We start from the raw sequence: 19,180 nt of genomic DNA, 5'->3' as shown, positions 1-19,180 counted from the left end.
CGCCCCGTGACCGACCCACAGGAGCAGCCATGACCTCGCAGCCGACCCGTGCCAGCCGCCAGGACGGCTCCTACCCCCGGCCCCAGCTGCAGCGGAAGCGCTGGGCGGACCTGTGCGGGACGTGGGACTTCGCGGTCGCGAGCGCCGCCGCGCCCACCGAGGTGGACTTCGACCGGCAGATCACCGTCCCGTTCCCGCCGGAGTCACCCGCCTCGGGGGTGGGCGAGACCGGGTACCTCGGGGAGGTCTGGTACCGGCGCGTGCTCTCGGCCGAGGACCTCACCGCGGCGGGGCTCGACGAGCAGGGTGGGCGCCTCGTGCTGCGCTTCGGGGCCGTGGACTACCGCGCGCGCGTGTGGCTCGGCGGGGTCTTCCTGGGCGCGCACACCGGCGGGCAGACGCCCTTCGGCTTCGACGTCACCGAGGTGGTGCGCGCCGCGGACGGACCGCTGGAGCTCGTGGTCCAGGCCGTCGACGACCCGCACGACGCCGCCCAGCCCCGCGGCAAGCAGGACTGGCAGCGTGAGCCGCACGTCATCTGGTACCACCGCACCACCGGGATCTGGCAGCCGGTGTGGCTCGAGGCGGTGCCGGAGCAGCACGTGGCCGAGCTCGCCTGGGTGCCCGACGTCCCCGGCGGGAGCGTGGGGGCCACCGTGCGCCTCGCGCAGCGGCCGGCGACGGGGACGTGGCTCACGGTGCAGGTGTCGCACGAGGGCGAGCTGCTCGCCGAGCAGCGGGTGCGGGCGCTGGACCAGGACGTCGAGCTGCGCGTGCACCTCGCCCGGCAGGCCAACGGCCAGGCCTACGAGGAGCTCCTGTGGTCACCGGAGCGGCCCACGCTCCTGGACGCGACCCTCACCGTGGACACCGACGACGACGGCGCAGCCCGCTCCGACGTCGTCGGCTCCTACCTGGGGCTGCGGTCCGTCGCGGTCGCCCACGGCACCTTCCTGCTCAACGACCGCCCCTACTACCTGCGCTCGGTGCTCGAGCAGGGCTACTGGCCCCGGACGCACCTGGCCGCGCCGAGCGCCGATGCGCTGCGCGAGGAGGTCGAGCTCATCAGGGCGCTGGGCTTCAACTCGGTGCGGGTGCACCAGAAGGCCGAGGACCCGCGCTTCCTCTACTGGGCGGACCGGCTCGGTCTCACGCTGTGGGGCGAGACCGCCAACGCCTACGCGTTCTCCCCGCGCTCGGTGGAGGCGCTGACCACGGAGTGGGTCGAGCTCGTGCGGCGGGACGTGTCCCACCCGAGCATCGTCACGTGGGTGCCGCTCAACGAGAGCTGGGGCGTGCAGCACGGCGCACACGACGCCGCGCAACGCCACTACGCGATCGGGCTCACCAACCTCACCCGCGCCCTGGACCCGACGCGGCCGGTCGTGTCCAACGACGGATGGGAGCACACCGACTCCGACATCCTCTCGATCCACGACTACTCCCCCACCGGCGCCGAGATCCGCACCCGCTACGGCACGCCCGAGGCGGTGCGGGAGCTGCTCGCGGGCATCGGCCCGGCGGGCCGCCGCATCCAGCTGCGCGAGGACGACCGCGGCCAGCCCGTCATGCTCACCGAGTTCGGTGGGGTGAGCTTCGCCGCGCAGCACGAGGGCGACTGGGGCTACTCGACGGCGTCGGACGCCGGGGACTTCGAGGCGCGTCTGCGCGACCTCCTCGACGCCGTCCGCGACAGCGCGCTGGCCGGGTTCTGCTACACCCAGCTCACCGACACGGGCCAGGAGACGAACGGCCTCCTCGACGAGGACCGCCGCCCCAAGCTCCCGATGGACACCCTGCGGAGCATCATCACCGGCGAGTAGCACGCCCCCGCCCCCGCCCCCGCGGGAATCGGGAAGCCCCTGCCCCGAGCGCTGACGTGTTCCTCAGGTAACAACTCAGCGCTCGACGCGAAAAGGGGAACCTCTTGCACCGGGCGAGCCCCTGCTGGAGGGAAGCCCGCGCGAAAGGGAACCCCCTGCGCCGAGCGCTGACGTGTTCCTCAGGTAACAACTCAGCGCTCGACGCGGGAGGGGGAGCCCTGCGCCGGGCGCTGCGTTGTTGCTCGGCCTGCTGCTAGGCGCCCACCTCGGCGGCGGCTCGCCGGGCCGCCTCGGCCATCGGCGAGAAGTCACCGTCGGAGACGACCGTCCGCCAGCCGTCGGAGCCACGCACCGCGAGGACGAAGGACGCGTCGGCGACGTCGAACCCGAGCTGCACCCGCGCGTCGGGCGTGGTCCACGCGAGCACGCCGCGCGTGCCGTCCAGCTCGCAGGTGAACTCGCCGTCGAAGGCGGGGTGGGACGCACGCAGGCGCAGCGCCTCGAGCTGGAGGGCGACCACCGGCCGGCGCAGGTGCTCCTCGACGTCGGGGCCGGTGTAGTACGTGCGGTTGATGTCCCGGCCCACGCCGGTGCGGGTGAACAGCTCCATGTCGTTCTCCCCGGCGAGGAGCCCGACGTAGTAGACCTGCGGGATGCCGGGGACCATGAGCTGGATGAGCCGGGCCAGCAGGTAGCGGCGGTCGTCGCGGCCGAGCGCGTCGTAGAACGTGCAGTTCACCTGGTAGAGGTCGAGGTTGGACGCCGCGGCGCCGGTGGCCAGACGGCTGGCGCCACCGCCCGCGTCGTGGATCGACTCCACGAGCGCGTCGATCTGCTCGGCCCCCAGCAGCCCCGGCTCCCCCGGTCGCAGGTCGTTCGGCCCGACGTCGACGATGCCGATGCCGTCGTGGGTGTCCAGGACCGTCACCGCGTTGGTGGGACGCACCTGCATCCAGTGGGCCAGCGGACCGAGGTCGCGGGCGTGCAGGGCGTGGAGCACGAGCGGCGGCAGCGCGAAGTCGTAGACGTAGTCCACCGTGCGGGCGATCTCCACCTGCTGGAGGTAGTGCCCGTGGATCTCGAGGAGGACCGAGGCGCCCCGCGCGTGCGCCAGCTCGAGGATCCGGTCGACGTACGCCTGCGTCGAGGCGGTCATGAAGCAGTCGGTGCCCGCCTCCTTGCCGCTGTACCCGACGGCGTCGAGCCGGAGCATGCTCACGCCCGCGCCGGTGAGCGCGTCGATGACGGAGGTGAGGTAGTCCCACGCCTCGTCGGTCCGCAGGTCGATGTCGACCTGCTCGGGGGTGAAGGTCGTCCACACGAGACGGGGCTCCCCGCCCAGGGTCATCGTCGTGAAGGGCAGACCCGGTCGCGGCCGGTAGATGCGCGCGAGGTCCGCCTCGGTCGCGCCGTCGGGGAACACCGAGGAGAGCGTGAGGAACATCGGCGCCCACGGGGACGCGTCCCCCTTCTCGACGACGTCCTGGAACTGGTCCGAGCGGCTCGAGACGTGGTTGACGATGACGTCGCTCATGACGACGCCGCGCTCGCTCAGCGCGCGCACGTCCTCCCAGGTGCCGAGCCGGGGGTCGACGACGGCGTGGTCCTCGGGGTCGAAGCCGGCGTCGACACCGTCGAAGGGGCGGTAGTACGGCAGGACGTGGACGCCGGAGAAGGCGCCGGCCAGCGGACCGTCGAGCAGCCGGTCGAGTCCGCGGAGGTCGCCGCCGAGGCGGTCGGCGTAGGTGATGAGCTGCGGGCCGTGGGAGAGGGTCACTGGAGGTCTTTCGGTCAGGTGGGGAGGCGGGGTCACGCGTCGAGCAGGAGGCGGCGCAGCCAGGCGAGCCGCGCGCCGCGAGCGTCCTGCGAGAGCGTCGCCCACGGGGCGAGGAAGTCGAAGGCGTGGTTGCCGCCGGGCCACACGTGCAGCTCCGCGGCGCCGCCGGCCTGCCAGATCCGGTTGGCGTAGGCCACGCACTCGTCGCGGAAGGTCTCCACGGAGGCGACGTCGACGTAGGTCGGCGGCAGGCCGCGCAGGTCCTCCGCGCGCCCGGGTGCCGCGTGGACCGGCACGTCGGGCCCGCCGGCGGCGTCCCCGAGGTAGGCCCGCCACGCCGTCGCGTTCGCGGTGAGGTCCCAGGTGCCGACGCCGCGCATCTGCTGCGCGGAGAAGGAGGTGTTGCGGTCGTCGAGCATCGGGCACACGAGCAGCTGGCCGAGCAGGTCCGGCCCGTCGTGGTCCCGCGCCCACAGGGCGACGGCGGCGGCCAGGCCGCCCCCGGCGCTCACCCCGCCGAGGATGATGCGCGTGGGGTCCAGGTTCCACTCGCGCCCCGCCTCGTGCAGCCCCACGAGCGCTCCGTAGCAGTCGAGCAGCGGCGTCGGGTAGGGGTGCTCGGGGGCGAGCCGGTAGTCGACCGTGGCGACGGCGCAGCCGGTGCGGGCGGCGAGGTCGAGCGTGGCCGGCAGGTCGTCCAGCGGCCCGCCAAGGATTAGTCCCCCACCGTGAATGTGGAGGAGGACGGGCAGCGGTCCGCTCGTCTGGACCGGCCGCAGGAGCACGACCGGGACGGGCACGCCGTCCGCGGCCGAGCGGAACCGCAGGTCCGAACGCTCGAAGGTCCCGTACCGGGTCACCTCGTGCTCGGGCACCGGCAGCGCGCGGGCACGGAGCACCCCGATGTCCTCGGCCGTCATCCCGACGACGGCGTCCGGGTCCGCCGCGAGGGCGAGCGCGATCGCCGGGTCGAGCGGAGGGGGCGTCGTCGTGCTCATCCCTTCACCGCCCCCTGGAGGAGGGCGGCGACGAAGTGCCGCTGGAAGATGAGGAAGACGAGGAGGGTGGGCGTGAGGATGAGGAGCGAGCCGGCGCACAGCAGGGGGATGTCGGTGCCCCACTGCCCCTGGAAGGCGCCGAGGGCACCGGCCATGGTCCGCTTGGTCGGGTCGTCGACGAGGACCACGGCCAGGAGGAACTGGTTCCACGTCCACAGGAACATGAGGATCGCCAGCGAGGACAGGGCGGGCATGGACAGCGGGATGTGGATCCGGCTGAACAGCTGGAGGTTGTTCGCGCCGTCGATCCGGGCGGCCTCGGAGATGTCCTCGGGCATGTTGACGAAGTGCGCCCGCATCCACATGACCGCGAAGGGCATGAACAGGCCGAGCAGCGGCAGGATGATGGCCCACCGGGTGTTGAGCAGCCCGACGTCACGCATCTGGTAGTACAGCGGGACGACGATGCCTTCGAAGGGCAGCGTGAGACCGAGGATGAACACGAGGAAGATCCACCGGCTGCCCGGGGGGCGCAGGTGCCCGAGCGCGAACCCGGCGAGCGTGCTGATGAGCAGCGCCAGCGGCACGACCCCGAGCTCGATGAGGACGCTCGAGAGCAGCAGCTTCTGCATGTCCGCGGCCTGGAAGGCACTGAGGAAGTTGCCCCACTGGGGCTCCTCGGGCCACGACAGGCCGGCCGGGTAGGTCCCGGTCGGGTGGAGGGCCGTGACGAAGAGGGTGACGAAGGGGACGAGGGTGATCACCATGAGGATCACCAGGACGAGTCGGCCGAGCCAGAGCTCGCTTGCGGAGGTCTTCACTGCTCCCTGCCTCGGATGAGCCGCTGAAGCGGGATGACGACGATGAGGACGAGCACCATGAGGGCGACGGCGAGGGCGGAGGCCTGGCCGACCTCACGCTGGAAGAACGCGAGGTAGTAGATCTCGAGGCCGGGCACGAGGGTGCTGTTGCCCGGGCCGCCCTGGGTGGAGATGTAGATGATGTCGAAGCTGGCGAGCGCCGCGATGACCGTGACGGTGAGGCACACGGCCAGCTCCTGGCGCAGGCTCGGCAGGGTCACCGACCAGAACTCGCGGATCGGTCCGGCGCCGTCGAGCCGGGCGGCCTCGTAGAGCGCCGGGTCGATCTTGGACATGCCGGCGAGGAGGAGCACGAGGCACAGGCCCAGGGACACCCACGCGCCGATGACGCCGACGCCGGGCAGCGCGGTGTCGAAGTCGCCGAGCCAGGCGCGGGTGACCGAGCCGAGACCGATGAGGCGCAGGAACTGGTTGAGGACGCCGTCGGTCGCCATGATCCAGGTCCACATGATGCCGGCGGCCACGAGCGGGATGACCTGCGGGAGGAACAGCACCGTGCGCCCGATGATCGCGAGCCGGCTGGTGGCGAACTTGCGGATGATCGCCGCGGCGATCAGCCCGAGGGCGACGGGCACGAAGCTGAAGTAGACGATGAGCTGGAGGGCGTTGAGGATCGGCCCGAACATCTCCGGGTCGGAGAAGAGTCGGGTGTAGTTCTCCGCGCCCACCCAGGTCGCCTCAGTGACCCCGTTCCAGTCGTACAGGGAGTACTGGACCGTGAAGAGGATCGGGCGCAGGACGAAGGTGACGTAGAAGAAGGCGGCCGGCAGGACGAGGGCGAGCGCCGCCGCCGAGCGACGGCGGCGCGCCCACGTCCCGCGCCGACCCGGACGCGCGGGCGGGAGCTCCGCCCGCGCGTCCGCCTCCGGCGTGAGCCGGGAGATGGTCAGGTCGGACATCGGGTCAGCCGATCTCGTTCTCGTACTCCGCCTGGACGGCCGGGAGCAGGTCGGCGGCCTCGATCTGCCCGGCGACGAGCTTCTGGAGGTTCGGCGTCCAGCCCTTGGCGTAGATGCCGCCGGTGGCGTTGGCGATGAAGTCCATGGAGCCGTTGTCCTCACCGATGGTGACGCCGGCGGCGAGGGTCTGCGCGGTCACCGAGCTCTCGTCGATCTCGGGCATGAACGCGTCGACCGGTCCCATCGGGTGGGAGCCGCCGACCTCGACGGCGATCGTGCGGGCCTCCTCGTCGGTCGCGATCCAGTTGAGGAACGAGGCGGCGCAGTCGGCGTTCTCCGCGCCGGCGCCGATCCCGTAGGTCAGCGGCGCGGACATCGCGCCGACGGACCCGCCCTCCTCGACGGGGGGCATGAGGAAGAACCCGACCTCACCGGGGACCTGCGTGTCGAAGGTGCCCGACTCCCAGTCACCGTTGAAGAAGAAGAGGTTGTCGCCCTCGAGGAAGCGCGCCATCGACTGGGAGTAGTCCAGGGAGTTGACGTCGTCGGCGAAGTAGCCGGCCTCGATCCAGCGCTCGAGGTGCTCGGCGGCCTGGAGGTTGCTGGGCGTGTCGATCGTCGCGCCCTCCTGCTGGTAGACCCAGGCGTTGACCTCGGAGGGGTCGCCGTAGGAGGCCATGAGCATCTGCAGCGGGAAGGCCAGGCCGCCCGTGGCGCCGCCGTTGAACTGGGCGCTCGGGGTGATGCCGGCGTCGACGGCTGCCTGCATGTAGCCGTCGAGCTCCTCGAGCGTGGCCGGCGCCTCGGTCATGCCGATCTCCTCGGCGAGCGCCTTGTTGTAGAACACGCCGGTCATCGAGAAGTTCATGCCCATGGCGTAGAGCGGGCCGGAGCCACGGCGCCCCTCGTCGTCCACCCGCATCTGCTCGAGCTGGGAGGAGGGCCACTCGTCCCAGCCGAAGGCCTCGGCGTAGGGGTCGAGGTTGAGGAGGAGTCCGTCGGAGGCGAGCTCGCTCATCTGCGGCAGGCGCATGAGGTCCGGCGGGTCGTCCGCCAGCACGCGGGGCGCGTTCTGCGTGAGGACCGCGAACTGGTCCTCACGGATGTCGAAGGTGACGTTGGGGAACTGGGCCGTGAACTCGTCGGCCAGCTCACGGAAGAGCGGGAACCCGGTCTCGACGTAGGCGTCGACGACGACGGCGTCCTCGCCGCAGCCGGGCACCTCGCCCGGCGTGGTGGCGGCGTCCGAGGCGCCGGCGCTGGCGCTCGGCTCCTCCGACGTGCTCTGCCCGGGAGCGGAGCACGCGGCGAGCGCGAGAAGTCCGGTCAGGCCGAGCGCAGTTGCGGTGGAGCGCGACCGACGGCGTGCGGTAGAGGGGGTGCGAGACACCTTTATCTCCCTTTCAGCGGGGCGAGTGCGCGGGGGCCACACTCGGCTAAATCGTGTTAGCAGGCACATGCCACCATTCAGGTCCGCAGCGTGTCAAGGCGGCACGAGCATGTGACCGGACCGTTACGATCAGCCTCGAGAGGAGCACCATGACCAGCAAGCGCGTGACGCTCGCGGACGTCGCGCGTCAAGCCGGAGTGTCGTCGTCGACCGCCTCCCTCGTCCTCAGCGGACGGGGTCGCGAGCTGCGCATCTCCGACGCCGTCCACGAGCGGGTACGGGAGACCGCCGAGGCCCTCGGGTACCGCCGGAACACGATCTCGGTGGGGCTGCGCAAGGGCTCGACCACCACCATCGGCTTCGTGTCGGACACCGTCGCCTCCTCCCAGCTGGCCGGCGGCATGATCCGTGGCGCGCTGGAAGCAGCACGCGACAGCGGCTACATGCTCTTCATGAGCGAGACGGGCGGCGGCGCGGCCCAGGAGCGCGAGGCCGTCGAAGCGATGCTCGACCACCGCGTGGACGGCCTCATCCTCGCCTCGATGTTCACGCGTCAGCGGGAGGCCCTCCCCGAGGAGCTGGACACCCTCCCGACGGTCCTCCTCAACGCGCTGCCACCGGAGGGCCGGCAGCTCACCGCGATCATCCCGGACGAGCACGCGGCAGGCCGCGCGGCCGCGGAGCAGCTCCTCGCGGCCGGGCACCGGGACATCCATCTCATCGGCGCCGGCCCGGGACTCGCTGACGCCCCGGCCGCCTCCGAGGCTGGGCACCTGCGCCTCACCGGGATGCTCGAGGCCCTCGGCGAGGCGGGCGTCCCACCGGCGTCCGGCTACCCCTACCGCTCGTGGAACCCGGCCCACGGCTGGGAGGCGGTCCACGACCTGCTCGAGCGGGGCACCGCACCCGAGGCCCTCCTCTGCTTCAACGACCGCCTGGCCTTCGGTGCCTACCAGGCCCTGCAGGAGGCCGGTCTGCGGATTCCTGAGGACACCTCGATCGTCTCCTTCGACGACGCCCCTCTTGCCGGCTGGCTCCGGCCCGCCCTCACCACCTTCGCCATCCCGCACCGGACGCTCGGCGGCATGGCGGTCGACATGCTCGTCGCCGCCCTGCAGGACGGCCGGCGCAACCCGCTCTCGGGCGGCGTCCACACCGTCGACATGCCCCTGCGCACCCGCGGCTCCCTCGCCCCGCGCCGCACCGGCCAACCCCCTGCCGACAGCCGATTTCCCGCCGGCAGCTGAGCCGTTCCCGCGAGCCGAGCTCCCCCCCGACAGCCACGCTTCCCCGACAGCCACGCCCTCGCCGACCGCTGAGTTGTTACCGAGAGTCGAGCTGTCGCCGACAGCCACGTCCGCGGCGACCGCTGAGTTGTTACCGCGAGTCGAGGTCCCCCGACAGCCCCGTCCTCGCCGACAGCCACGCCCTCGCCGACCGCTGAGTTGTTACCGCGAACCGAGCTCCCCCCGACAAGTACGCCCTCACCGACCGCTGAGTTGTTACCGAGAGTCGAGCTGTCGCCGACGTCGGAGTCGGCACTCCACGCCGCACCGCCCGGTCGCGGACACTGCGTTGACCTCATGACGGCCGACCCGTAACCTCCTGCTACATCGTTTTAGCACATGCTCACCCGAGCCGGTCGAAGGAGACCCATGCCGACAACGACACCCCACCCATCTCGGCGCAGCCGCACCCGGCGCCTGCTCCGTGCGCTCGCTGCGCCCCTGGTCCTGGCGATCGGCGGTCTCGCCGCCGCCGGCCCGGCAGCGGCCACCACCACCCCACCCCCGGACGAGGGCATCGTCAGCATCACGCCGATCACCCAGGTCCTCACCTTCGGGCAGAAGGTCGTCGCCGTCGCCGTCGAGTACGGCGCCGACGTCGACCCCGCCGAGCTCTCCACCGGCGACTTCTCGGTCCTGGACAGCCCGTACAACTTCCGGGCCCACGACCCCGCCGACCTCGACGCGCTCGAGCCGCGCACCGTCACCGCCGTCTACACGAGCGACGAGCCCGCGCTGCGGGCCGACGGGTCCTCGACACGCGGCTCCTACGTCGTCGTCGAGCTCGACCCCGAGGACAGCGGCGGCAACACCGTGGTCCGCTCCGCGTGCGACGGTTTCCTGTGCTCGGAGAAGCTGCGCGAGTCGCTGCCGACCCACCTCGTCCAGCTCGGGGACGTCCACGGCTACGCCGCGGGCGGTGCGCCCGCGCCCCTGCTCGCGGCAGGGTCCCAGGACGCCCTGCCGATGACCGAGGCACCGGTCAACCTCGTCGCGGAGGAGTTCCACTCCGACGTCATGCCCTTCCCCGGCGCGGACCTGCCCTACTCCTACCGGCTGCCGGACGACTACGACCCGGCACGGACCTACCCGCTCGTCGTCGTCCTCCACGGCTGGGGCTCCGGCTTCGACGGGGTCAACCACGGGGTCAACGTCGCCGTCGACATCATGGCCACCTCCTGGGCGCAGCCGGAGTGGACCGGCAGCGAGGAGGACGTCATCGTCCTCGCGCCGCAGAACGTGCGCGGCGACGAGGAGGTGGAGTGGACCTCCGTCCTCGCGCTGCTGGAGCAGTTCACCGACGAGTACAGCGTCGACGAGGACCGCACCTACGTGACGACGTTCTCCTGGGGCTCGACCATCGCGTGGAACCTCATGGCGGACCAGCCCGAGCTGTTCGACGCCGCGCTCATCGTCTCCGGCTTCCCGGTGAGCGAGGAGCAGGCCGCGTCGATCGCCACCGCGCGGACGCCCGTGTGGATCACCCACGCCACCAGTGACCCGGTCCTCCCGCCCGACTTCGGGCGGACGTCCGCGGAGGTGCTGCGCGCGGCCTACACCGGCGCCGGCGCGGACGACGCCGGTGACCTCGTCCGTTTCACCGAGTACGCGGACGACGCGTTCACCTACCCCGACTACCACGCGGCCACCGGCCCCACCTACAGCGACAGCTCGATCCTGCGGTGGGTTCTCGCGCAGGACCGCTCCCCCAACCGGATCGAGAGTGTCACCCCGGTCACCGAGGTGTCCTCCTTCGGTCAGCAGGTCACCGGTGTCGTGCTCGAGTACGCCGACGTCGTCGACCCGGCCTCGCTCGGTGCCGAGGACTTCACCGTCCGCGACACCTCGTACAACTTCCGGTTCACCGGCCTGGAGGAGCTGGAGAACCTCGTCGAGCGGGACGTCGCCGGCGTCTACACGACCGACGACCCCGCCCGCCTGCTCGAGCACGACCGGTCCGAGGCACCCGGCCGATACGTCGTCCTGGACCTCGAGGACGACCCGAACGGCGGCTGGACCGTCATGGTCTCCCTGTGCCCCACGTTCCTGTGCTCGGTGATGATCAACCCGGACCAGCCCACCGAGGTGGTGCAGGCCGGTGACGTGCACGCACCCAGCGCGGCCGTCATCTCCCGGGGCGACGCCGACACGGCGTGGCCGCTGACCGAGCCCGCGATCAACCGCGAGGTCGACCAGTTCGTCCACGCGACGTTCGAGTCCGACGTCGACGGCGTGGAGGGTGACGACCTCACCGTCCGTTACGACTACCGCCTGCCCGACGACTACGACCCGGCGCGGGAGTACCCGCTCGTCGTCGCCCTCTCCGGGCACGGCATGGGCTTCGACGGCCAGAACGAGCGGGTCCAGCTCGTCGCGGACATGCCGGCGACGGCGTGGTTCCAGGAGGAGTGGACGGGCACCGACGAGGAGGTCATCGTCCTCGCCCCGCAGAACGCGCGGGTGGGCAAGGAGCTCGAGGCGGCCCAGGTGCTCCAGCTCCTCGAGGACTTCACCGGGCGCTTCTCGGTGGACGAGCGCCGCGTCTACGCGACCTCGGTGTCCTACGGGTCCCAGCTCATGTGGGAGATGTTCTCCACCCGGCCCGAGCTGTTCGCGGGTGGCCTGCTCACCGGCGGGTTCGCGGCGGACGAGGACGAGTACGCGCTCATCGCCGCGGCCGAGGTCCCGATGTGGATCACGCACGGGACCAGTGACCACCTGCTGCCGGTCGAGGACGCCAAGGGCGCGTACGACGCGCTCGTCGCGGCCTACCGGGACCGCGGCCTGGCGGAGGAGCGCATCGCCGAGCTCGCTCTGTGGACGGAGTACGGCGACGAGGCGTTCTCGCTGCCGGACTACCACCTCGCCTCGGCGCCCACCTACGAGGACAGCGCCACGCTCCAGTGGCTGCTGGCCCAGGTGCGCCCCGGCGAGGACGACGGCGAGGCACCCGGTGAGGAGCCGGGCGACGGCGGTGGCAGCGAGAGCCCGACGCCTGACGACGGGGCGGAGGAGGACGAGACGCCCGCCGGCCCCGGCGGCCGCCTGCCGACGACGGGTGTGCCGGCCGCGCCGATCCTGGCCGCGCTCGTCCTGCTCGTCACCGGTGGCGCCGTCGTTCTCGGTGTTCGCCGGCGCAGCACCAGCTGAGCCGTACCAGCCCGGAGGCCCCGGCCCTGTCTCGACAGGGCCGGGGCCTCCTGCGCGCTCCGCAGACCTGCTACAGCTCGGCGCAGACGGTGAAGACGGCGTCGATGACGTAGCGCTCGGCCACGTACCGGCTCTCGGTGTGCTCCAGCGGCCGGTCCTCCGTGTCGAGGATGACGCGCCGTTCGACGAGGAGCGCCGACCGCACCGGCACGCCGAGGAGACGCGCCTCGGCCGCCGTCGCCGTCCGGGCGGTGATCCTCGCCCGCGCGGTCGCCGGCTCCCGTCCGAGCTCGCTCAGAGCGACCTGGAGCGACCCGTTCTCCAGGTCGCGGGAGAGCACGGGCGCGCACTCGAGGGGCAGGACGGCGGTCTCGATCGACATGGGGACCCCGTCCGCCAGCCGCAGCCGCGAGATGCTCACGACCCGGCTGCCCGGGGCCAGGCGCAGGGCCTCGACGTCGTCGGGGCTGCCGTCCACGAGCTCGGCCCTGAGCAGGCGGGAGGTCGCCACCAGCCCACGCTTGCGCATGTCGCTGGAGAAGCTCGTGAGCGCCGACCCGTGCCTGCGGATCGGCGGGATGGCGATGTAGGTGCCCGAGCCGCGGCGCCGGTCCACCAGCCCGTCGCGGGCGAGGTTCTGGACCGCCTGACGCGCGGTCATCCGGCTCACCCCGAACTGGACGGCAAGGTCCGCCTCCGAGGGCAACAGGTCGCCCGGCGTCCCGCTGCGTACCCGGTCACGCAGCCAGTCCTCGATCACCTCGTACCGCGCAGGCGCCGTCTCCCGCTGCTGACCGGCCATAGGCCAGAGCGTAGCCCGTGCGCACACCCGTGCGAGTCGGCGGGAGATGCCCGGTTCGCCCGAACCGTTCACGTTCGACCCTTGACGACTTCAGTGACCTCCGTTACGTTCTCAAGTACATACAGACACCGGATGTGGTCTATACAGATTCGCCTTTTTGCGACGACGCAGGCGGTTCAGTGGTGCCCCCGGAGGCGGGTGGGCACCCCCAGACATCACACACACAGGGGGATCCAGCGATGAGGCTGTCGAGAAGAACGTCCACGATCGCCGGCGCTGCCGCGCTCGCACTGGCCGCGAGCGCGTGCGGGTCGGACGACGGCGCGGCCGGCGGCACCGAGAACGACGGCGACGCCGAGGGCGGCTACGTCATCGGCGTGAGCAACACGCTCGCGGGCAACGGCTGGCGCGAGCAGATGGTGTGCTCGATCCAGGCCGAGGCGCTGGCGAGCGGCCAGGTCGACCGGGTGGTCGTCATGTCGGAGAACGCCGGACCCACCGAGCAGGTCCAGCACCTGCAGACCCTGATCTCCGAGGGGGTCGACGCGATCGTCGTCAACCCCTCCGACCCCGAGCAGCTCAACGGCATCATCGAGGAGGCGAGCGCCCAGGGCATCGTCGTCGTCGCGATCGACGCCGCCGTCACCACGGAGGAGGCCTACGTCGTCACCAACGACCAGGTCGAGTGGGGCCGGATCGGCATGGAGTGGCTCGCCGAGGAGATCGGCGGGCAGGGCGAGGTCCTGTACATGCGCGGCATCGAGGGCGTGCAGTCCGACACCGACCGCCACGAGGGCGTGACCGCGGCGCTGGAGAGCTACCCCGACATCGAGCTCACCACGGTATGGAGCAACTGGGACTACACGCTCGGCGGGGAGCTCGCCGTCCAGCAGTTCAGCGCCGGCGACTACGACGGCGTGTGGACCACCGGCGCCGACTACACGGTGGTCAACGGCATCGAGACGGCCGGCAAGGAGCTCGTCCCCGTCACCGGGCAGGACAGCAACGCCTTCGTGGGCCAGCTCATGGAGGGCGCCCCGGGCGCCGTGGTGACCAACCCCGCCGTCATCGGCGCGGTGGGCACGAACGTGGCACTCCAGGTGCTGGGCGGTGAGGACGTCGAGCAGACGACCATGCTCACGCCCGAGCTGTGGACCACGGACGACAGCGCCGAGCAGCTCGAGGCCGCCTACGACCCCGAGCGCGGGCCGGACACGAGTGCCGCCGTCGAGATCGACTACCCGCTCGAGATGACCCGTGAGCAGCTGTACGCCTGCGAGGGCCCCAGCGGTTCCTGACGGTCTCCGGTAGGCGACGTGCCTGGGGCGGACGCCCGCCCCAGGCACGGTCCGCCCTGAGCTGAGGAGCACGATGTCAGCTGATGCGTTGCTGGCCGCCCGCGGGGTGGCCAAGTCCTACGGCAGTGTCCTCGCCCTGAGGTCCGCCGACCTCACCGTCGGCCACGGCGAGTCCCACGCCCTCCTGGGGGCGAACGGTGCCGGCAAGTCCACCTTCGTCAAGACGCTCACGGGCGTCATCCGCCGGGACCGCGGCACCGTCACCCTCGACGGCGCCCCTGTCGACCTGCGGACCCCCGCAGCCGGCTACGCCCAGGGCATCGCCGCCGTCTTCCAGGACCCGGCGCTCATCCCGGACCTCACGGTCCGTCACAACCTCAGGCTCACCGCCACCGACGCCGCCGTCGTCGAGGAGCACCTCGCGCGGCTGGAGATCGGTGGGCTGGACCTCGGTGAGCGGGTGCGCGACATCCCGCTGCCCTTCCTCCGGATGCTCGACCTGGCCCGGGCGCTGGCCCACCGGCCCAAGCTCCTCATCCTCGACGAGATCACCGCGGCCCTGCCCGCGGACCTCAGCGAGAAGGTCTTCACGGTCATGGCCGAGCAGACCCGCGGCGGCGGCTCCGTCCTGTTCATCTCCCACCGCCTGGAGGAGGTCATCGAGCACTGCGACATGTGCACGGTGTTCCGCGACGGCGGCGACGTCGCACGCTTCGCCCCCAAGGAGGGGCGGGAGAAGCGCATCGTCCAGTCCATGCTCGGTGAGCAGATGGGCGAGGAGTCGGCGGAGGACCGCCGCGGCCGCGCCCAGGCACCCCAGTCCGAACCCCGGCTCGTGGTCCAGGGGCTGAGCGCCGGCACGATGCTCCACGACGTGAGCTTCTCGGTGCGTCCGGGTGAGGTGCTCGGCCTCGTGGCCCTCGAGGGGCAGGGGCAGGACACCCTGTTCGACGTCCTCGCCGGGGACCAGCGGCCCCGCTCCGGGGAGATCCGGGTGGACGGCAAGGTTCTGGACGCTCGCCACCCGGCGGCCGCGATCCGCCAGGGCGTGGCCCTCGTCCCCGCGGACCGGTCCGCGGCCCTGCTGCCCAAGCGCTCCATCCGGGAGAACATCGCCCTTCCGTCACGGGCCCGCTTCTCCCGGTGGGGACCGATCTCGCGGGCCAGGGAGAACCGCGCGGTCGACGGCGCCATCGCCCGGCTGTCCATCGACACGCGCGCCGCCGCGCAGGCGCGCCGCCTGTCCGGGGGCAACCAGCAGAAGCTCACCATCGGGCGCTGGCTCGCCGAGGGCTTCGGCACGCTTCTGCTCTTCGACCCCACCCGCGGGATCGACATCGGCACCAAGCGCCAGATCTACGAGCTCGTCCGCGAGGTCGCCGAGTCCGGCGCCGCCGTCGTCATGTACACGAGCGAGCTGCGGGAGATCGACCTCGTCTGCGACCGCGCCCTGGCGATCTACCGCGGCACCGTCGTTTCGGAGCTCGCCGCCGACGCCGGGGAGGAAGCCATGCTCAACGCCGCCCACGGACTCCAGGCGACGGAGGTGAGGACCTCGTGACCACGGTGACGACGGCGCCCGAGCCCACGAGCAGGGCGGCCCGCTTCCGCCAGCAGAACGGCTGGGTGGTGGGCGTCGGGGTGCTCCTGCTCGTGATGATCCTCGTGCGCTACCTCCAGGTGGAGAACTTCGGCGGCTTCGAGCTGCGCGCCCTGACGGCCGGCAGCCTCATGCTCGCGCTGCTCGCCCTGGCGCAGGGGGTGGTCGTCATCTCCGGTGGCATCAACCTCGCCGTGGGTGCGCTCATGGTCCTCGCGAACTGTGTCTCGGCGTGGCTCATGGAGGACGCGTCCTTCGGCGCGAGCGTCGCCGTCGCACTCGGCACCGTCGTGGGGATCGCGCTGCTCTCGGGGCTCATGGGCTGGGTCATCACGGTCTCCGGGCTGCCCGACATCGTCGTCACCCTCGCCCTGCACTTCGCCTTCGTCGGCCTGGCGCTGCTCATCCTCGGCGGGCCGGGCGGCGCGGCCAACCCCGAGCTGTCCCGGCTGATCGTCGGCGGCTTCTCCAACCCGTGGCCCTCGCTGCTCTGGCTCACCGCCATCCTCTGCCTCGTCTGGCTGCCCTTCCGGCGCAGCCGCGCCGGCATCGCGACCTACGCGATCGGCAGCGACCGCCAGGCGGCATTCCTCGCGGGCGTCGTCGTCAAGCGCACCCGGGTGCAGGCCTACGTCGTCTCCGGCGTCTTCGCCGGTCTCGCGGGCCTCGTGACGACGGCGCTGCTCGGCAGCGGCAGCCCCCAGGAGTCGATCGCTCTCGGCGCGCTCCTCGGCTCGGTCGCCGCCGTCGTGCTCGGTGGCGTCGCCCTGTCCGGTGGACGCGGCCAGCTGCTCGGGCCCGTCCTGGCCGCCTTCGTGCTCACCCTCATCCCGCCGATCCTCCTGAGCATGGGGATCAACCCGAACGTCGCCGTGCTGATCGAGGGCCTGGTCATCATCGGCGTGGTCATGCTCGGCGGCCTGCTCGAGCTCCGCAGGAGGACCCGATGAGCACCACGACCGCCGCTCCCCCGACGCCCAGCCACCGGCTCCGGACCCTCACCACCGACCGCCCGGTCATCGTGCTCGGCGTCGTGTTCGTCGTCTTCTACCTCGTCACCGGCCTGCTCGACCCGAGCCTCTTCACCAGCGGGGGGCTGCGCTCGATCCTGCTCCTCGCGTGCCCGCTGGCGATCTTCGCGGCCGGGCAGACGATCGCCTTCCTCACGGGCGGCATCGACCTGTCGGTGACGATGGTGGCCAACTTCGCAGCCTACGTGGCCGCCACCCAGAGCGGCGCCGGACCGCTGCAGGCCATCGCCCTCGCGCTCACCGTCGGTGCGGTGGCCGGCTTCGTCAACGGGGTCGGGGTGGGCGTCTTCCGGGTCCACCCGCTCATCATGACGATCGGGATGTCCAGCGTCCTGCTCGGTGTCGTGTCGGTGGGCCTGGCCAGCGGCGGCTTCCTCACCGGCGCCGCATCGGTGCTGCCCGTCCTCAGCACCGTCGGTGGCGGGACCCTCGTCGGGCCGATCCCGCTCAACGTCGTCGTGTGGGCCGCCGTCGCCGTCGTCCTCCTCCTCGGCCTGTCGCGGACGGGGCTGGGACGCAACATCTACGCCGTCGGGGACAACCCTGTCGCGTGCCGCCTGTCCGGCGTCAAGGTGTGGCAGGTCCTCATCGCCACGTACGTCATCGTCGGCGTCCTCGCCGCGATCGCGGGGCTGCTCATCTCGGGAAGCAGCGGCTCGGTGGGACCGAGCCAGACGAACTCCTTCCTCCTGCCGAGCATCGCTGCGGCCGTCATCGGCGGGACCTCGATCCTCGGCGGGTCCGGCGGCTACGCCGGCACCATCGTCGGGGCGCTCGTCCTCACCGTCCTCAACCGCCTGCTCCTCACGCTCGGCGTGGGCCAGGCCGTGCAGCAGATCGTCTACGGCGTGATCGTCCTCGGTCTCGCCTGGGTCTACGTCGCCGTCTCCGGGCAGCGCAGCGACTGATCACGGATCGAAGGGGGGAATTCACTGACCGGTCGAGCTCATGCGCGCCCTCCGGGCCCGCCGACGACACCGGCTCCGCACAGGAGCCTCTCAACGAGGGAAGGTTCACCTGCAGTGACAGCACACCGCATCGCCATGCTCGGCACCGGCCTCATCGGTGACTTCTACACCGCCGCGCTCAACCGCGGACGGGGCCGCGACGCCGTCGAGCTCATCTACTCCCGCAGCGAGGAACGCGGCGCCGCGTTCAAGGAGCGCTGGGGGGTCCCACGGTCCACCACCTCCCTGACGGCGGCCTGCTCGGACCCCGACATCGACACGGTGGTCATCGGGCTGCCCAACGACATGCACGAGGAGGCCGTGCGCCTGGCAGCGGAGAACGGCAAGGCCGTCCTGTGCACCAAGCCGCTGGGCCGGACCGCCGCCGAGGCCAAGCGCATGCTCGACATCGTCGAGGAGCACGGCGTCTTCGCCGGCTACCTCGAGGACCTGGTCTACACGCCCAAGACCCTCGCGGCGGTGAGGTCCGTGCAGGACGGCGCCCTCGGCGACGTCCTGTGGGTGCGGTCCCGGGAGACCCACCCCGGTCCGCACAGCGCGTGGTTCTGGGACGAGAAGAAGGCGGGCGGCGGTGTCATCGTCGACCTCGGCTGCCACTGCATCGCCGTGTGCCGCAACTTCGTCGGCAAGGGCAACCGTCCGGTGGAGGTCTTCTGCTGGAAGGACACCCTGGTCCACCCCATCACCGCGGACGACCACGCCATCGCGCTGATCCGCTTCGAGTCCGGCGCCGTCGGCCAGTTCGAGGTGTCCTGGGCCTTCCGCGGCGGGCTCGACCTGCGTGACGAGGTGGCCGGGACCGAGGGCACGATCTGGCTCAACCACTTCCTGCGGACGGGCTTCGACATGTACACGAGCGGCGCGGCCGACGGGTACGTGGCGGAGAAGGCCGAGTCGGCGAGCGGCTGGCTGTTCCCCGTCGCCGACGAGGTGACCGAGCTCGGCTACCTCGACATGTTCACCGACATGTTCGAGGCGATGGACACCGGCCGGGCACCGCAGGAGACGTTCTACGACGGCTACATCGTCAACGCGATCATCGACGCCTGCTACGCCTCCGCCGAGCGCGGCGCGTGGCACCCGGTGGACATCGCGGACTGGCGCGGCGGCACGACCCCGCGCATCACCAAGAACCCCGAGCTCCACGACGGCCACCCGGTCATCAAGCGGGAGCTCCTGCCCGACGGGCGCAGCAAGGTCCTGTTCCAGGACCGCGAGACGGGGGAGATCCGGGAGCTGGTCGCCCAGCCCAGCTGAGGAACCAGCCCGCCGGCCGG

Annotated in this window: 14 protein-coding genes; 8 read left to right on the top strand and 6 right to left on the bottom strand. The window is 71.7% G+C overall.

Translation table 11 applies throughout. From position 1 onward, the window contains the following. The first annotated feature begins 29 nt into the window (after positions 1-29). Entirely contained in the window at positions 30-1,823 is a 1,794-nt protein-coding gene (locus DSZ44_RS18165; RefSeq protein ID WP_110850876.1) for a glycoside hydrolase family 2 protein, read from the top strand. 253 nt (positions 1,824-2,076) lie between these two features. Here DSZ44_RS18165 and gtfA read toward each other — a convergent pair whose 3' ends face one another. From gtfA to DSZ44_RS01850, 5 genes are read right to left on the bottom strand one after another with little or no spacing between them, the layout of a single operon-like run. Continuing rightward, positions 2,077-3,600 (bottom strand): sucrose phosphorylase, encoded by a 1,524-nt coding sequence (gtfA, locus tag DSZ44_RS01870; protein ID WP_110850875.1) that lies wholly within the window; start codon positions 3,598-3,600, stop codon positions 2,077-2,079. Between the two features lie 32 nt (positions 3,601-3,632). Further along, positions 3,633-4,598 (bottom strand): alpha/beta hydrolase fold domain-containing protein, encoded by a 966-nt coding sequence (locus DSZ44_RS01865; protein WP_110850874.1) that lies wholly within the window; start codon positions 4,596-4,598, stop codon positions 3,633-3,635. Further along, a complete protein-coding gene (locus DSZ44_RS01860) occupies positions 4,595-5,419 on the bottom strand; it encodes a carbohydrate ABC transporter permease (RefSeq protein ID WP_258369149.1) in 825 nt (274 codons plus the stop codon). The genes DSZ44_RS01865 and DSZ44_RS01860 overlap by 4 nt, the downstream gene beginning before the upstream one ends. Then, positions 5,416-6,378, bottom strand: coding sequence for a carbohydrate ABC transporter permease (locus tag DSZ44_RS01855; protein WP_110850873.1), 963 nt, complete (start codon positions 6,376-6,378; stop codon positions 5,416-5,418). Before DSZ44_RS01855 ends, DSZ44_RS01860 begins: the two co-directional genes overlap by 4 nt. Before the next feature lie 4 nt (positions 6,379-6,382). Beyond that, on the bottom strand, positions 6,383-7,768 hold the full coding sequence (locus DSZ44_RS01850) for an ABC transporter substrate-binding protein (protein ID WP_258369148.1): 1,386 nt from the start codon (positions 7,766-7,768) through the stop codon (positions 6,383-6,385). 149 nt (positions 7,769-7,917) lie between these two features. On the opposite strand from DSZ44_RS01850, the gene DSZ44_RS01845 reads away from it, so the two are divergent. Together DSZ44_RS01845 and DSZ44_RS01840 are read left to right on the top strand one after the other, a co-directional pair. Continuing rightward, a complete protein-coding gene (locus DSZ44_RS01845; protein WP_181424503.1) occupies positions 7,918-9,015 on the top strand; it encodes a LacI family DNA-binding transcriptional regulator in 1,098 nt (365 codons plus the stop codon). A gap of 408 nt (positions 9,016-9,423) precedes the next feature. Continuing rightward, the gene (locus DSZ44_RS01840) at positions 9,424-12,204 is read left to right on the top strand and encodes a PHB depolymerase family esterase (protein WP_181424502.1); all 2,781 of its coding nucleotides are present in this window, start codon (positions 9,424-9,426) and stop codon (positions 12,202-12,204) included. Positions 12,205-12,274: 70 nt separating this feature from the next. Here the strand turns inward: DSZ44_RS01840 and DSZ44_RS01835 are convergent, their stop codons facing one another. Further along, positions 12,275-13,006: a GntR family transcriptional regulator gene (locus DSZ44_RS01835; RefSeq protein ID WP_110850870.1), complete on the bottom strand. Its 732-nt coding sequence runs from the start codon at positions 13,004-13,006 to the stop codon at positions 12,275-12,277. A 239-nt stretch (positions 13,007-13,245) separates the two neighbouring features. On the opposite strand from DSZ44_RS01835, the gene DSZ44_RS01830 reads away from it, so the two are divergent. From DSZ44_RS01830 to DSZ44_RS01810, 5 genes are all read left to right on the top strand, one after another. Next, entirely contained in the window at positions 13,246-14,304 is a 1,059-nt protein-coding gene (locus DSZ44_RS01830) for a substrate-binding domain-containing protein (RefSeq protein ID WP_110850869.1), read from the top strand. Positions 14,305-14,377: 73 nt separating this feature from the next. Then, on the top strand, positions 14,378-15,865 hold the full coding sequence (locus DSZ44_RS01825; RefSeq protein ID WP_110850868.1) for a sugar ABC transporter ATP-binding protein: 1,488 nt from the start codon (positions 14,378-14,380) through the stop codon (positions 15,863-15,865). Continuing rightward, positions 15,862-16,854, top strand: a complete 993-nt coding sequence (locus DSZ44_RS01820) for an ABC transporter permease (RefSeq protein ID WP_110850867.1) — start codon at positions 15,862-15,864, stop codon at positions 16,852-16,854. The genes DSZ44_RS01825 and DSZ44_RS01820 overlap by 4 nt, the downstream gene beginning before the upstream one ends. After that, a complete protein-coding gene (locus DSZ44_RS01815; protein ID WP_110850866.1) occupies positions 16,851-17,843 on the top strand; it encodes an ABC transporter permease in 993 nt (330 codons plus the stop codon). The genes DSZ44_RS01820 and DSZ44_RS01815 overlap by 4 nt, the downstream gene beginning before the upstream one ends. A gap of 114 nt (positions 17,844-17,957) precedes the next feature. Next, the gene (locus DSZ44_RS01810) at positions 17,958-19,160 is read left to right on the top strand and encodes a Gfo/Idh/MocA family protein (RefSeq protein WP_110850865.1); all 1,203 of its coding nucleotides are present in this window, start codon (positions 17,958-17,960) and stop codon (positions 19,158-19,160) included. Positions 19,161-19,180 lie beyond the last annotated feature (20 nt).

The sequence above is a fragment of the Georgenia satyanarayanai genome (assembly GCF_900116375.1).
Lineage (GTDB): Bacteria > Actinomycetota > Actinomycetes > Actinomycetales > Actinomycetaceae > Oceanitalea > Oceanitalea nanhaiensis.
The sequence above is the reverse complement of the archived record's forward strand: the minus strand, read 5'-3'. Positions and strand labels throughout refer to the sequence as shown.

Coding starts and splice junctions, on each gene's coding strand:
- DSZ44_RS18165 (WP_110850876.1), top strand. CDS start 30: ATGACCTCGCAGCCGACCCGTGCCAGCCGCCAGGACGGCTCCTACCCC.
- DSZ44_RS01865 (WP_110850874.1), bottom strand. CDS start 4,598: ATGAGCACGACGACGCCCCCTCCGCTCGACCCGGCGATCGCGCTCGCC.
- DSZ44_RS01855 (WP_110850873.1), bottom strand. CDS start 6,378: ATGTCCGACCTGACCATCTCCCGGCTCACGCCGGAGGCGGACGCGCGG.
- DSZ44_RS01845 (WP_181424503.1), top strand. CDS start 7,918: ATGACCAGCAAGCGCGTGACGCTCGCGGACGTCGCGCGTCAAGCCGGA.
- DSZ44_RS01840 (WP_181424502.1), top strand. CDS start 9,424: ATGCCGACAACGACACCCCACCCATCTCGGCGCAGCCGCACCCGGCGC.
- DSZ44_RS01835 (WP_110850870.1), bottom strand. CDS start 13,006: ATGGCCGGTCAGCAGCGGGAGACGGCGCCTGCGCGGTACGAGGTGATC.
- DSZ44_RS01830 (WP_110850869.1), top strand. CDS start 13,246: ATGAGGCTGTCGAGAAGAACGTCCACGATCGCCGGCGCTGCCGCGCTC.
- DSZ44_RS01825 (WP_110850868.1), top strand. CDS start 14,378: ATGTCAGCTGATGCGTTGCTGGCCGCCCGCGGGGTGGCCAAGTCCTAC.
- DSZ44_RS01815 (WP_110850866.1), top strand. CDS start 16,851: ATGAGCACCACGACCGCCGCTCCCCCGACGCCCAGCCACCGGCTCCGG.